The sequence below is a fragment of the Candidatus Bathyarchaeota archaeon genome (assembly GCA_026014725.1).
Classification (GTDB): Archaea; Thermoproteota; Bathyarchaeia; order Bathyarchaeales; family Bathycorpusculaceae; genus Bathycorpusculum.
Window position 1 is genome coordinate 167,117 of sequence record JAOZHV010000022.1, and the last position, 15,129, is coordinate 182,245.

At 44.6% G+C, this 15,129-nt stretch carries 10 protein-coding genes; 5 read left to right on the plus strand and 5 right to left on the minus strand.

The window, feature by feature from the left end; genetic code table 11:
* Nucleotides 1-1,707, minus strand: coding sequence for a biosynthetic-type acetolactate synthase large subunit (ilvB, locus tag NWE95_03305; protein ID MCW4002924.1), 1,707 nt, complete (start codon nucleotides 1,705-1,707; stop codon nucleotides 1-3).
* Between the two features lie 719 nt (nucleotides 1,708-2,426).
* On the opposite strand from ilvB, the gene fhcD reads away from it, so the two are divergent.
* From fhcD to NWE95_03330, 5 genes are all read left to right on the plus strand, one after another.
* Nucleotides 2,427-3,440 carry a formylmethanofuran--tetrahydromethanopterin N-formyltransferase gene (gene fhcD, locus NWE95_03310; protein MCW4002925.1) on the plus strand — a complete coding sequence of 338 codons (1,014 nt, stop codon included), beginning with the start codon at nucleotides 2,427-2,429 and terminating at the stop codon, nucleotides 3,438-3,440.
* Nucleotides 3,441-3,522: 82 nt separating this feature from the next.
* The gene (gene prf1 / locus NWE95_03315; protein MCW4002926.1) at nucleotides 3,523-4,791 is read left to right on the plus strand and encodes a peptide chain release factor aRF-1; all 1,269 of its coding nucleotides are present in this window, start codon (nucleotides 3,523-3,525) and stop codon (nucleotides 4,789-4,791) included.
* 163 nt (nucleotides 4,792-4,954) lie between these two features.
* Entirely contained in the window at nucleotides 4,955-7,495 is a 2,541-nt protein-coding gene (locus tag NWE95_03320; protein MCW4002927.1) for a hypothetical protein, read from the plus strand.
* Between the two features lie 458 nt (nucleotides 7,496-7,953).
* Nucleotides 7,954-8,511, plus strand: a complete 558-nt coding sequence (locus NWE95_03325; GenBank protein ID MCW4002928.1) for a hypothetical protein — start codon at nucleotides 7,954-7,956, stop codon at nucleotides 8,509-8,511.
* A 290-nt stretch (nucleotides 8,512-8,801) separates the two neighbouring features.
* Nucleotides 8,802-10,157, plus strand: a complete 1,356-nt coding sequence (locus NWE95_03330; protein MCW4002929.1) for an ATP-binding protein — start codon at nucleotides 8,802-8,804, stop codon at nucleotides 10,155-10,157.
* Between the two features lie 351 nt (nucleotides 10,158-10,508).
* On the opposite strand, the gene NWE95_03335 is transcribed toward NWE95_03330, so the two are convergent.
* The 4 genes from NWE95_03335 to NWE95_03350 form a co-directional block, all read right to left on the minus strand.
* Complete coding sequence (locus NWE95_03335; GenBank protein ID MCW4002930.1) at nucleotides 10,509-10,787, minus strand: type II toxin-antitoxin system HicB family antitoxin; 279 nt, start codon at nucleotides 10,785-10,787, stop codon at nucleotides 10,509-10,511.
* Between the two features lie 195 nt (nucleotides 10,788-10,982).
* Complete coding sequence (locus NWE95_03340; protein ID MCW4002931.1) at nucleotides 10,983-11,180, minus strand: hypothetical protein; 198 nt, start codon at nucleotides 11,178-11,180, stop codon at nucleotides 10,983-10,985.
* A 7-nt stretch (nucleotides 11,181-11,187) separates the two neighbouring features.
* Nucleotides 11,188-11,664, minus strand: coding sequence for a PIN domain-containing protein (locus NWE95_03345; GenBank protein ID MCW4002932.1), 477 nt, complete (start codon nucleotides 11,662-11,664; stop codon nucleotides 11,188-11,190).
* Between the two features lie 434 nt (nucleotides 11,665-12,098).
* Complete coding sequence (locus tag NWE95_03350; GenBank protein MCW4002933.1) at nucleotides 12,099-15,080, minus strand: PKD domain-containing protein; 2,982 nt, start codon at nucleotides 15,078-15,080, stop codon at nucleotides 12,099-12,101.
* Nucleotides 15,081-15,129: the final 49 nt, after the last annotated feature.

Genomic DNA, 15,129 nt, shown 5'->3' on the forward strand with positions numbered 1-15,129 from the left:
TTAGTAGTCTCCTCTTTGTTGCGGTAGACCGCAGCCTGGCGGCACAAAGGGCACAACGTCTTCCTCTGAGCCTATAGGCACATCGATTACCGTTGTAACCTTACTGTTTAGTGCTGTCTTAACTGCTTTGTGGAACTCTTCAATTGAAGTTACTCTGAAACCTTGTGCACCGTATGCTTCTGCCAGCTTGACGAAGTCTGGTGTTTTGCCCAAGTTAACCGCCATGTACCGACGTTTGTAGAGCATGCGTTGCCACTGTGCGACCATGCCAAGCACCGAGTTGTTTAGCACTATAACTGTGACAGGAATGTTCTCAGTAACGCTGCACGCTAACTCTTGCTCAGTCATTATGAAGCTACCGTCACCAGCAATGTCCACGACAGGCCTATCTGGGAAGGCAACTTTTGCGCCTATCGCTGCGGGGAACCCAAAGCCCATGGTTCCTAATCCGCCTGAACTAATGAAAGTTCTCGGCTTCAACGCTTTGAAGTACAGCGCTGACCACATCTGGTTTTGCCCAACTTCGGTGGTGACTATTGCGTTCTCAGGTAGTAGGCTCCGTAGTTCAAACAGTAAGGCTTTTGGCACTATTTCTCTGGGTCTGTCTTTAAGCAGTGGGCTAAGTTGCTCTTTTGCTTCTTTGACTCGTTTTGCCCAAGCAGTGCCTTTGGTTTTGTTCAGTTTATCCTTTAACGCTGAAAGCAGTAGTTTTAGAGCAGTTTTTGCATCACCGATTATAGGCACGTCTATGTCAACGTTTTTCCCTATTTCTGCTTCATCGATGTCAATGTGAATTATTTTTGCGTCAGGGCAAAATGTGTCCAAGTTAGTTGTTGCACGGTCAGAGAATCTTGTTCCAACAGCTAACAGAACATCAGCTTCACCCAGTAACTTGTTTGCAGCGGGGTTGCCATGCATTCCGATGCTTCCCACTGATAAAGGATGAACTTCAGGGAATGAGCCTTTACCCATGAATGTTGTAGCGACTGGCGCGATCAACAAATCAGACATCTGCATAAGCTCGTCTGAGGCATTTGCAATTATAACTCCGCCACCTGACAGTATGATTGGTCTTTCAGCTTTCACAAGCAAATCAGCTGCTTCGCTAATTTTAGTCAAGTCCATCTCAATCATCGCTTTGTAGCCTCTAGCTTCAATCCTATCCATCACTGTAACATCGCCAGTTTCTGCCTGAACATTCTTTGGCAAATCAATCAGGACAGGTCCTGGCCTACCTGTAGATGCTATGTAGAATGCCGTGTTGACGACTGTGGGAATTTCAGCGACTGTTCTTGGTTGAAAGTTATACTTGGTGATTGGCGTAGTGATGCCGATGATGTCCGCTTCTTGAAAAGCATCTCTGCCAATCATGTAACTACTGTTTACACCTTTTGAGGGAACCTGACCTGTTAATGCAACTATTGGTGAGGAATCCATGTAAGCGTTCGCGATACCAGTGACCAAGTTTGTGGCTCCTGGACCGCTTGTTGCCATGCAAACTCCGACTCGTCCGCTGGCTCGTGCATAGCCTTCAGCGGCGTGTGCTGCTCCCTGCTCGTGTCTTGCAAGGATGTGACGTATTTTTTTGTTGCCGCATAACTCATCGTACACGGGCAATATTGCTCCGCCTAAGATGCCAAATATAACATCGACTTTTTGCCGTTCTAGGGATTCTAAGAGTGCTTTTGCACCAGTCATTTTTGTCATTTCATTTTTTCTCCTTTATCAAACAGCCTAAACTCTTGTCTAAAAGAATTTTTTTGCGAGAAAATTTCCGTAGACGATTTAGAGTGTTGCCTGGGAGAGTCAAAGAATAAGTACCCAACGATCCCAGCTATTGAGGTGACAATCCCTCATTTTCATTCCTCGTAAATTCTACGTTCCTTGAAACCTACAGCGCTAAGCAAATAAAAATGTTACGGTGTATTACAAAAAGAAACACAGAATTCAAGAAAGAAAAGAAAACTCAAATAACCATCCGTTGCACCTTTCTGAAACGTTACTTGATTTCAAACATCAAAATCATGTAAACCCGCCTATTAGGAGCATGTTTGTTTTCTTTTTGTGGTTTCATGTTGAAACCTGAGGAGGGCGATGGTTGAGACGACATATTTGCCGCCTATTAGAAACTCGTTGCAGAAACTATAGAGAGGTAGGTTAGAACAATCTCCTAAGAGAGGATAGGTGCTATTGGCGCAATTTCAAGCCAAAAACATGTTCAAAATTCCCCCTGTAATAGGGGGATAGGGTCCTACCTGCAAAGTAGCAAACGTGAAATTCGCATAACCGGATTCCTATGGCATAAGCACTACTAAACACGAATCTTTAACACGTTGATAATCAAAATTTTGCCCAAGTTGAAAACTAAAAAAATCATGAAAACTCTTAAATTATACAATTCCCAACTCAACTGCAAGGTCTCATCAATGTCAGCAAACATTAACACGCTTGAAATCCAAAGCTATGACGAAAAGCAAAAACTCTTCCTAGTCAAATCACCCCAAGGTAACATAGTACAAGTCCAAGACACCTTCGCCGAAATGTTCCTACTCTGGGCAGGAAGAGTTTTAATCACCGCACAAAACGAAAAATGGGCGCAAATCGCCGCAAACCTAACCACAGGCTTTGCAACAAGCGTAATCGCAGCCTCAGCAGAAGCAGCCATCGAACGTCCAGTTCCAGCAGACCAAACACCTGACAAACGACCAGGAATTCTCATTCAAATTTATAACCGAGACCGCTTCGAACTCAAACACCAACTTATGGAACGCATCGGCCAATGCACCATGACCTGCCCAACCACCGTAGCCTTCAACGGCTTAGTCGGCAAACGCACCCTAAACGTGGGTAGCAGTCTACGCTACTTCGGCGACGGCTTCCAAAAGAAAGCCATGGTCGGCGGAAGAAAATGCTGGAAAATCCCAGTCATGGAAGGCAACTTCATCGTTGAAGACGGCTTTGGCGCGCAAGAAGCTGTTGCAGGCGGCAACTTTATGATATTCGCAAAAACCCAAGAAGCAGGTCTCAAAGCAGCAGAAGCAGCAGCCGACGCAATCCGCGCCAACGCGCCGGACGTAATCATGCCTTTTCCAGGCGGAGTATGCCGAGCAGGAAGCAAAGCTGGCTCATTAAAATACAAACTTAAAGCTTCCACAAACCACCCTTACTGCCCCACACTACGCACTCTTGTGCCAGACACTGTGGTTCCAGAAGGTGTCGAGAGCGTTTATGAAATAGTTATGAACGGCTTGTCTTTGGATGCTGTCAAGAACGCTATTAAGCAAGGTGTAACTGCAGCCATAGCTGTTCCAGGTGTAGTCAAGATTTCCGCAGGCAACTACGGCGGCAAACTAGGTCCATTCAAGGCATACCTTCGAGATGCCATAGGCGCACCAGCACCAGAAGCAACCGAAGCCCCACCAGTCAAGGCAAAAGCATAGAATCCACATTTTTTTAATACGGAACTTTTATTTGACTGCACCTAACGTAAGTTATAGATTACACGCAGTTTAGTGAAAATAATTGAGTACAGCAAAAAAATCCTCTCTTGAGCTCTTTCGGCTAAGAAAAACAATCGATACATTAGCCAAAAAAGAAGGCAGCCACACTGAACTCATCACGCTCTACGTTCCTCCGGACAAGCAAATCAGCGACGCCTTAAACCTTCTACGTAACGAATACGGCACAGCTAGCAACATAAAATCCAACGTTACACGAAAAAACGTGCTAGACGCTATAGTGAAAGCTCAACAGAAACTCAAGCTCTTTAAGGACCCAGGCGAAAAAGGCATCGTTATCTTCACGGGTGCGCTCCCGCAGGAAGGCGGTGGACCAGGAACTGAACGTATGGAAAGCTACGTTATTGTTCCACCTGAACCCATCAGGATTTTCCTCTATCGCTGTGACAACCGCTTCCACACCGAGCACCTGCAGGAAATGTTACGAGAAAAAGAAACCTACGGCATTTTGCTGGTGGATGCGTCAAACGCTACTATCGCAACGCTTCAGGGAAAGCACTTGCAGATTGTTATGGAAATGCATTCAGGCGTTGCTGGCAAGACTCGTGCTGGTGGACAATCAGCAAGGCGGTACGAGCGTTTGCGTGAAATGCAGCTAAACGAGTATTTTACTCGCGTTGGAAATCACGCGAATGAAGTTTTCCTTCCAATAGATACGTTAAAGGGCATTATTATCGGTGGTCCTGGACCGACGAAGTATGATTTTCAAAAAGGAGATTACCTAAATTACCAGTTGAAAAACAAAATCATCGATACTGTTGACACTGCTTACGTGGAAGAGCAAGGTGTGAAAGAGGTGGTGGATAAAGCGCCTGAAATCATGCGTAAAGTCCGTTACATCGAAGAGAAAGAGATCATGCAGAAATTCCTCTATGAAGTGGGTCATGACAGCGGCTTGATAACTTATGGTGAAGCTGAAGTGAGGCGGTTGCTTCAGGCTGGGGCTGTGCGAACGCTTTTGATATCTGAGGAATTGGATATGTTGCGTGTCACGGTTAAGTGTAGCGCTTGCGGCTATGAAGAGCAGCATACTGTTAAAGGCAAGGATTTAGCTAATTTTGAGCAAGGTTTAGTTGGAAAGCCGTGTGCTGCTTGCAAGGCGCCGTCCATGGCGATTGTGGACAAGAAAGACGTTGTTGATGATTTGGCGGAGCTTGCGGAATTGTCTAATACTGATGTGGAAGTAATTTCGGGTGAAACTGAAGAGGGGCAGATGTTAAAGAACTCTTTCGGTGGCATAGCGGCAATTCTTAGGTTTAAAATGCAAAGTTAATTTTTTCATCTTCCTGTTTATACACCTTAGTCGGTTCTTTATTTGGGAGAAAATTGGGTAAAATTCTGGTGGCATATGGTTATTTTTTTGGTAGCATCTGGGAAAATTGTTTTTTTAGTGAAAATTTACCTCAAGCCTACGAAATAAAGGAGAATAAAAATACATGGAATTTGCTAAAAACAAGAAAACTAAAACCTTGATTGCAACAATAATTCTGGCAGTACTAATCCTTCCAATGGCAATTCAACCACAAACAGCAGTTGCTGAAACTGACATTCCAGTGTACCTAAAAGTTTACGCTGCACCCAACCCAGTCGGTGTCGGACAAGTCGTATACATCAGCCTCTTTTTCACAAAACCCATACCTACTGGTCTTTCAGCTTGGGGCGGTGACGTCTATACGGGATTAACTCTCAATATTGTCGCACCTGATGGAACCAACACAACGCTAGGACCATACACCAGTGACACAACAGGTGGCGTCGGCGGAATCGAATACACACCAACAACAACAGGCAATTACACAGTTCAAGCCTTCTACGCTGGTCAGGTCCTCGCTGATACTTACAACATCCTTGCAACACAAAGCGAACCTGCTTACTTCACAGTACAAGAAGAACCAATAACTGGCATATCACTCACGCCGCTTCCAACAGAGTATTGGTCGCGCCCAATCTATGCAACCAATTATCTATGGTCACAGATAGGTGGCAACTGGTGGGGTCTAGGAAAGCCCTCATTCACGGACACAGGAGGATACGATGCAAGCAACAACAACTTCAACCCCTACACTACAGCGCCAAACTCTGCCCACATCATGTGGGTTAAAGCAGCAGCCTTCGGAGGACAAGTAGGTGGCCCAATCAGCGGCGACCAAGAAAGCCAGTACACCTCAACCTCAATCCTCTACCGCCAATTCGAGCCCGTCATCCTAAACGGTATCATATACTACAAAGTATACACTAATACACCAACCACTGAAACCAGCGCTGAAACTCCAGGCTGGAACGCGGTTGACTTACGCACAGGCGAATTACTCTGGCACAAAGACACAAGCGACACACTAGACTTTGGCTTCGTAATGCAGTTCCACACCATACAAGAATACGGTACTCAAGCTTTCCTAGTTGGTAGCTTAAACAGCCCCTCACTGTTCTCTACAGGCACAGGTAAATACGTATGGCAACTATTTGACCCCAGCACCGGTTACTTCATAGCAAATATCACTGATGTCCCCGCTACAGCAGCCGCAGGATTAGTTGAAGCAGATGATGACAACACACAAGGCGCAGTCTACATATACAGCATTACTAACGGCAACCTTACTATGTGGAATTCAACTAAATGCTTGTGCAGTGCATCTGGATCAGTTGTTATTCGTCCATCCGGCAACATCAACTACACAGCAGGTTATGAATGGTCAGTTGAAGTCCCAACAACCCTCAACAGCGGCACAATAAGCCCAGCACTGAGCATTGCAGCACAAACCAACGACGTAATACTCCTCCGCTCATATCCCGAAACGCTTGATACATTCGCAGCGGAATTCGGTGGAGCATACGAAGTTGAATGCAGTATTGACGCAAAAACAGGCGAACTAATGTGGGGACCAGTAAACCGGACAGTTACAGAATATCACGAAATAGGCGTTATCGCGGCAGGTGACGACTACTATGTCGAACACGACAAAGACACAAACACAGCGTACGTTTACAGCCTAGAAACTGGTAAACAAATAGGCAGCGCAATTCAGCTTAAAGGCAGTTCACTTAGCACCCTCTCACGCGGCGGAGCCATCGCATACGGCAAATGCTACATCTGGGACTTCGGCGGCTACGTCAATGCCATTGATCTAGAAACGGCAAAAGTTGTCTGGACTTATGTGCCTGAAAGCGCAGGGTACGATACCCCATACGGCATCTATCCAATCTGGCACTTCGGTACACACAGCATCGCTGACGGAAAACTATTCCTATCGCAAGGACGCATGTATGATCCACCGCTCTTCGCAGGAGCAAAGAAGCTTGCCCTAAATTGCACTAATGGCGAGCTCGTCTGGAGTGTCTTAGGCACTTATGCTCGTGAACCTAGTGCAATCGCAGACGGTTACATGGTAGGCTACAACAGCTATGATGCACAGATTTACTGTTTTGGCAAGGGACCAACGCAGACAACGGTCAGTGCACCTGATGTTGGTGTATCACTTGGACAGAGCGTCGTCATCTCTGGCACTGTTTTAGATGTATCAACTGGTACAACTGACTCTGATAGGAGCGCACGTTTCCCCAATGGGGTTGCATGTGTTTCTGATGAGAGTCAAAGCGACTGGATGGAGTACGTTTACATGCAGCAGGAGAAACCCACCAATGCCACTGGAGTTACAGTTCAACTGTATGTGTTGGACGCTAATGGCAACTCCCGTAGCATCGGAACAACCACAACAGACCTTAACGGCTACTACAGCTACAACTGGGTGCCTGATATTCCAGGCGCATATACGGTCTACGCTGTCTTTGAGGGTAGCGAATCATACTATGGGTCACAGGCAACAGCTTCATTTGCAGTCGACGAGCCAGCCGCAACAGCGACACCTGTTCCGGTGGTTACTTTGCCACCGACTGAAACGTACTTTGCTATCAGCACAATCGCAATAATCCTCTCGATAGCTGTCGTGGGCTTACTGATCCTGAAGAAAAAGCCATAAAGGTGAAGGCAAGATGCACAAAAACAGCTTCATTTTCCCCTTTTTTAGTGACGTTTGAGGAGAAGGGATGAGGGCTGAGTAGGCTCTGGTTTAGATTTCACGGTGTTGCCATAGGCATCGTGAGCGTTTGCGTTTTCTATTCTCCTTAAGTTTGTCCAGAGCTTCAGCAAACCTTTTTCTCTTTTTCTTGGCTTTTTATTGGTTTGCGGAGGGCGAGGGTTGGTGGTTTGTTATTGTTTTTTTGGCTTTATAAAATTAGTTGTGGTGTGGTGTTGTTGTTGCTTTGTGGGTAGACCTATCCTCTTATTTAAAGGCGGATTTTCAGCAAATTGTGCAGGGTCTGTTAGGAGAAATCATGGGGAGTGGGCAATTAAGTGTTGTCTAGTCAGTCTTGCAAGCGGTGTATCGTAAAAGTTTAAAGTAACTTCTGAGAATAAACATTCAGATGGGAGAAGACTATGAAGAATTTAATAAAAAATAAAACAGCTCTCGCAACATTAGTTATTGTGGCAATAGTGATTGTAGTGGTGGCAGTTGTAGGCGTCGCTGCGTATGTTCTTATGACGCAGAACGCGGGAAATGGAGGAGAGACTCCTACGCCGACTCCTACGGGGTCACCAGACGTTGCTGGCGCAAGCAGTCTGAAATACAGTGTTACTTTGACTGAAGGTGGGACTCAAACAGCCTCTTACACTTTCTATGGTAAAAACGCGGGCACTGCTAATTTTGCAATGCGGATTGAGTATAATACTGAAGACGGTGAAGGCATTTTTATTTTCAATAAAGGCACTAGTAAGGCGTGGACTTATTCTGGCGGACAGTGGGTGGACATATCGGATTATTTCCAATCGCAGTTTGATACTTGGGACAACTTGTGGAGTGGATATGTTACCAGTTTGGGCCAGTGGTCAGGAACTGGTGACTACACCTACACTAGTGGAAACGCTACTGTTAGGATCTACGAGATACAAGTGAATCCGACATTGGACGATGCGTTGTTTACTCACAGCGGCTAAAAAATATCCAACCTTTTTTTCTTTTTGTTTTTTATTAATTTTGTTTTGTGGTTAAGCTGGCGTTATTGGGTTTGTGGGTTTTTGCATATGTTTTTGGGTTGAAAAGTGGTAATGGCATCTGCCCCCTTGGAGACTGTTCTGACCTACCCCTCTATGGTTTCTGCATAGAGTTTCTAATAGGCGGCAAATATGTTTGGGGGTGTTTTTGTTGGGATTGTACTTTGGAGAGTTTGCAAAAAAACTTAAATAATTATTCCTTTATAGGATAATCCTAAGGTTGGATAATCATCTTGAAGTTCTACGACAGAGAAAACGAACTTGCCACTTTAGAAAAAATTCTCTTGACACGTGGTTCAAACATGATAATCGTTAGCGGACGCAGACGCATCGGCAAAAGCAGGCTCATAAATGAATTCCTTTTCAACAAAGAATCTGCCACGATTCTTGTGGTGCCTAAAGAAGAGAAACTTGTTGCTGCAGACTTTGCCGTGGCCATGGCTGTCAATGGATATATCCCTACATTCAACAAAGTTGAGGAGGCGCTTGAGTACTTCTTTGTTAACTTCAAAAAAGCAATCCTGTTTATAGACGAGTTTCCTAATCTGCTCGACGTAGCCTCTTCAATTCCTTTTGTGTTTCAAAGAGTCTGGGAGAAATACAAAGACAGCACTTCCAAGGTACTGATCTTCTCAGGCTCATATGTTAGTATGATGAACAAGATATTCACCAAGCAGAAGGCACCGCTCTTTAACAGAGCCAGCGCCTATATAGTGTTGCAGCCTCTTAGCCTTAAGACTGTATGGCAGATTCAAGAAGACCTTGGTGTAGACCCCATAGAGAAAATCAGCAACTATTGTCTGCTTGGAGGTGTACCTTACTACTACGAGCTCATAGAGAAACGAGGAAAAGCTGACGCTGTCAAAGATTTGTTCTTTGACATTGCAGCCCCCCTCAGAGAGGAAGGTTTAAATGTGCTTAGGCAAGAATTTGGTTCAGCCTACAAAAAATATTTTTCCATAATCGAAGCCATAGGTGCAGGTGTAGTTTCTGGGAGCGAAGTCGCTAATCGGCTTGGTGTTGCTCAGACGACACTGTCTAAGTATATTGTGTCGCTTCAACGGGACTTCCAGTTGGTGGAGCGTACAGTACCCTACGGGCAAAATCTCCAGAAGAGTAAGAAAGGCGTCTACGCCATAAAAGACAACACTATCGCTTTTTGGTTTGCACTTGTTTACGGTAAACAAGAGCCGCCCTCCGCTGATAAGTTGAACGAGTTTATTAGTAAACGATTTGAGGTCTTTTGCAGAGACTTCTTGGTGCAGTATTTGAAAGCGAAAGGTGAAACTGTTGTTTGGTGTGGTCGATGGTGGGGGCATGCTAAAGTGGATGGTGAGCGGTATGAAAATAGAGAGATCGATGTTGTAGTCGAAACCAACACAAGCGTCTATGTGGGTGAATGTAAATGGACAAACAAGAAGGCGCGTCTTGAGGACCTCAGGTGTCTTGAAGAATCTTCGCTTGCCCTAAAAACAGGAAAGCCTATAAAGAAAGTTTTGTTTTCAAAACGGGGGTTTAACTTCAGCCAAGCAGATGCTATGTTGTTTGATCCAAGCAGAATTGACATGGAAATAAGTAAATTGCTATAAGCATGCAAGATTTACCTCTTTATGTTGCTGAGGGTTTGGGAGGGTTCTTCTTGTTCGTGTTTTTTGATTTAAGCTTCTGGATACAGATATGTTTGCTATGCAGACGTGTGAACGCAGAAAAACCTACCCCCTATAGGTTTGTGCATAGAACCACTATTAGGATACAAATATGGTTGTTATTCAAATTCTGAACGGGGTTTTTCTGTTTGTTTGATAATGTATTGTATTACAAAAACTGTGACTTCTTTGTGGTGAGGAACCCAAGTCGTCAGTACCCTGTTGCCAACTTTCTTTTTGAAAGTCGTGTGTTTGCTTGAACGTACCTCTTCAAAGCCGTTTGACTGCAGGATTTCAATTACTTTTCGCTGTGACAGCGGTCGAAGTTTTGCGATGGATAACACCTTTTGGAACTTTTACTGGAATATTGGTTAGTGAGAGAGACATGATGTCTTCGAGGGCTGGTTTTTGCGTGTCGGGGTCGCTGAGGTAGTCGTTTATGAGGTCCACCATGTTTTCCTTAACTTCCAGCTCCGTTTTTCCCTGAGTGGCAATGTCCAAAAGTGGGCATACAGCAACAAACCACTTGTTTTCCTTAGTAATAATGATTGGGAAGGGCACTTGAATCGACATGGTAGAATAAAAGGCAGGCTTCACCTAATAAGTTTTAAAGTTTTTAACATGTTTTTGGCTTGAAATTGCGTCAATAGCACCTATCCCCCTTAGGAGTTTTCTGAACTACCCCTCTATGGTTTCAGCAGAGTTTCTAATAGCATCCAAACATGTTTGCGGGTAGTTTAGGCGAGGCGAGATGGGGTAAAAGGTGTGTTAGTTTGGTTTTTTGTTTTTGGTTTTCTTGATTTCGGTTTCTATTTGTTCTATGGTGAGTTTTTCGGTGGCTTTTCGCAGTTCGACCACGGAGTCGCCGTAGCATTCTCTGATTTCGCTTATGAATTCAATGGCTCTTTTTGCGCCCAGCTCCTTGACTAAGGCTTCGAATGGGACTTCAACGGTGGCTACTGTCATTTTTTGTTCATTCTCCCTTTTCTTGTATGTATTTAATTGGGTTTCTTACTTTTATCTTGTATCCTTTTGTTTGGGCTATTTTTTCGATGCAGGTTGCGCTATCTGTGATTTGGTCGTCGCATGTTAATAGGTAGTCGGCGTTGCCTATGCAGGCAGATGCTGTGTGTAGGGCATCTAAGGCGTTGAGGTGGCATTTGGAGATGAATTCTTGGGCTAGAGTTGTTAGTTTTTTATTGCTAGTGATGTTTGTTTTGCTGAGGGTTTTTTCGAAGCTTTGGACATCTTTTCTTTTTTGAGGATTTATAATTTGTTTGATTTCGAATTTTACATAATTGGAACTTATTATCGTGATTTTGCCGTTTTCAGCTTTATTGACCATTTCTAGGAAGGCTTGGGTTTCGCTCTTGATTCGCATGTCTTTCTGGTTGTCGAGTGGTCGGCAGTAAAGGTTTGTATCAAGGTAGATTCGCTTTTTAAATTTCATTTTTTTATTGCCTGCAGTTATCTTGATGTTTACTGTATAACTGTTTTTAGTTTTTTCTATTCAACTGCAAAGCCCCAAGTTTTATTTCAACATGCTTTTGGCTTGAAATTGCGCCAATAGTGACCTACCCGCTATAGGTTTCTGCATAGAGTTTCTAATAGCATCCAAATATGCTCGCCTGTGACCTACCCCCTATAGGTTTGTACATAGAACCACTAATAGACTACAAATATGGCTCGCTCTGCCCCTCCCCCCTACAGGTTAACTGCATAAGTTTAACTATTAGACACCAAACATGATTAGGCTTCCGCAACTTGACTGCACAAAAAGCTAGGCGCAGACCTACCCCTCTTTAAGAGTACAACATAAAACCACTAATAAGAAACAAACAAAATTACTATTAAAAAGAAAAAAGGATGTTGTATTTGTTTGTTTTATGCTCTACCTGTGATAATTACGTCGTCGATGTAGCCGTAGTCTGGTCCGCCGCCGCCAGTGCCTTCACAATCTTGTAGTCTGAATCTTATTTGAATTGTTGCTTGGTTTTCAGCACCGTTAAGGTTAAAGGTACCACTTTGACCCCAAGATGTCATGTCGCTATTGAGTGTCTCAAGATTTGTCCATGTTCCACTACTTCCGACGCGCCATTCAATAATCAGATAATCAGCGCTTGTTCCAGTTCTGTCGAATAGTCGCCAGTAGTTGAGTTGTATTGACGTATACCCTGTCGTGGAAATTTGCAATGTGATAAATCCCTGAGTAGACCCTGATACATAGAGTCTGGCTGCATGATTACTTGAATGATACTGGCTTGTTTGAATATCAGAATCCGAATGTGTCCATTCAGATTGCCAATCGCTTTCAAAGTCGTCAGAGAATATTGTAGTTCTCGGTGGCAACGGTGTGCCTGTAACCAAGACGTCGTCTACTAATCCGTAATCACCAGATCGGCCTAATACTCGGATTTGTATTTGGATTATAGTATCGTCAGCTGTCGCAGGGAAATTGAATGTATGCGGCGTCCATGATCCACTTGTTACGTCCTCTATCTGAGTCCAAGTTCCTACAGTGCCTACGCGCCACTCAATGTACAGGTGGTCGCCTGTTTCAAGGCTACTTGGGCTTCTCCAGTAGTTGAGACTTATTGATCCGTAACCGGTCGTATCAATTGTAACTATCATCCAATCATCTGTTCCGCTGTCACTGCCTTCAAGCACTGCGTAGTACCCTCCGCTGGTTCCTGGTGCGGGATTAGTGTTTAGTCTGTAGGGGCCTCCTCCTGAAGTCCATGCAGAGTCGAAACCTGTTGTAAAGGGATCGTAAAACAGATTTACTGTTGCGGGGTTGACATCGAATGCGTTGCTTATTCCAGTTTTTGTGTTGTCTGCTGAAGCTGCGGTTGAGATTGTTATGTCATCGCCAGTTGGGGTGATGCTTACGTCGCCTGTCCAGACGCCGCCTGTGAATGCGGTTGTAGTGGTTATGCTGATTGTTCCTGCTGATACAGTTAGAGTGTTTGTTCCAACGTAGCTTGTCACTGTGTTTTCAAATGCATCTTTAGCTGTGATGGTTATGCTGAAGGGTGTTCCAACGGTCTTTGGACTTGTAATTGTGTCAAAGACAAAGTGGTGAAGCGCGCCTGCAGTTACCGTTAATTCTGCTGTGTCTGTTAGGGTTGTGTCGTATGTTGCTTGTACTGTCCATGTGCCTGCTTTGGATGAAGTGTAAGTGTTATCTGTCCATGAACCACCTGCATCATCATCAATATCCCAAGCGACTGAATCAGTAATGTCCCATGTGTTGCCGTAACCGTCATCTGCCATAGCAGTGTATTCCTGAGATTCCCCAGCCACGATAGTTTCTGAGGCTGGAGTAACAGTTATGCTGGCAGCATCGCCTCGGGTTACTTCAAGTTGAGATGTAGCAGATTTTCCACTGTATTGAGCTGTAACAGTCCAAGTTCCCGCTTTAGCGCAAGTATATGTGTTGCCCGTCCATGAACCCTCTGCGCCTGTCGTTATGCTCCAGCTTGCAGTTGCAGTTACATCCCAATTGTTACCTAGAGCATCGTAAGCTCTAGCAGTGTATGCTTGGCTTTCACCAGCAGTCAACGACTGTGAAGCGGGGCTAACTGTTATGTGGTCAACTGCGCCAAAAGTAACTTCCAAAGTTGCTGTATCAGTGAAGGTTAGATATGTGCCAGTAACGGTCCAAGTGCCGACAACTTCTGAAGTGTAAACATTGTTTGCCCACGAGCCGCCAGCACCAGTAGTAATTCCCCAAGCTGTTGATGCACTGACAACCCAAGAGTTACCAAACAAATCTGTAGCTGTACCAGTGTATGCTTGAGCACTACCAGCGCCTATCACGGCGGTAGCTGGAGTAACATCAAATGAGGCGGCAGCAGCATGTTCCACAGCAACGTTAGTTGAACCCGTATATGAGCCTGCAGTAGCAGTAAGAGATTGAGAACCAGAAGTCTTCAAGACAACACCAGTAAATGTTCCTGAACCGCCAGAAATCGCTAAAGGACTAGGTAAAACAGCTTGGCTGTCACCTGAGGTGAGCGTCACTGTACCACTGTAGCTTGAGAAGGTATTGCCGAATTGATCTTTTGCAGTAACAGTAACACTGAAAGATGAACCAGCAGTCACTGAACTTGGAGCACTAACAGCAAAACTACTCATGTGCGGTGGCTCAGTAGGTTCAGTAACAGTCACGCCATGACTTACTGTACCGGTTGCTCCTTCATTGTCAGTTACAGTTAAGACTACATTGTAAGTGCCAGCAGCAGAATAAGTGTGTGATGTAGTCACGCCTGAGCCTGTTTGGCTGTCGCCAAAGTTCCAAGCATAAGAAACAATAGAGCCGTCAGGATCGCTTGATGCACTTGCGTCAAAGTTTGCAGTTAAATCATTAGTGGATGATGAGAAGCGGGCTATAGGAGCAATGTTTCCCGATGGATTGCTAGCGCTTGGGATTTTTCCCGTCATCTCCATGAAGGTTCCGTCAGTTGTAACAACCTTGATTTTTACAGTCTGACCAGCAGACCATGGAGAATTCAAATCCAACAAAAGCTCAATTGTTGCACCTTTACCAATCGACAAATCATCAGGTGAAAGAATGCCAACGCCGATGTCATTAACATACACGGTACCGACTTTAACAGTGCCTTCACCGACATTCTGCACATAAACACGCAAACGGTCAGTATCATCAGGATCAGCATCACTGCCTGCAGCAAAACTCGGAATCTGGATAGCATTCCCAGCCTTACTAGTCTGGAAATTCATGTATCCCATAACCCAAGCGTACGCTACAAGCGAAGCCACGACTGCAATCGCAATCATAAGCAAAACTGAAATTACAGGTGAAATTGCACGAACGCAACGTCTAATTTTCGTTATCTTTCTCAAAATAATCTCTCCTCTTTATACTCCTTTCTCCGTATTTTTCCATGATTTT

What these genes read in the sequence shown, in the direction of transcription:
- NWE95_03340 (MCW4002931.1), bottom strand. Translation starts at nt 11,180, where the DNA reads ATGACAGTAGCCACCGTTGAAGTCCCATTCGAAGCCTTAGTCAAGGAG.
- NWE95_03345 (MCW4002932.1), bottom strand. Translation starts at nt 11,664, where the DNA reads ATGAAATTTAAAAAGCGAATCTACCTTGATACAAACCTTTACTGCCGA.
- ilvB (MCW4002924.1), bottom strand. Translation starts at nt 1,707, where the DNA reads ATGACAAAAATGACTGGTGCAAAAGCACTCTTAGAATCCCTAGAACGG.
- NWE95_03325 (MCW4002928.1), top strand. Translation starts at nt 7,954, where the DNA reads ATGAAGAATTTAATAAAAAATAAAACAGCTCTCGCAACATTAGTTATT.
- fhcD (MCW4002925.1), top strand. Translation starts at nt 2,427, where the DNA reads ATGTCAGCAAACATTAACACGCTTGAAATCCAAAGCTATGACGAAAAG.
- NWE95_03335 (MCW4002930.1), bottom strand. Translation starts at nt 10,787, where the DNA reads ATGTCGATTCAAGTGCCCTTCCCAATCATTATTACTAAGGAAAACAAG.
- NWE95_03320 (MCW4002927.1), top strand. Translation starts at nt 4,955, where the DNA reads ATGGAATTTGCTAAAAACAAGAAAACTAAAACCTTGATTGCAACAATA.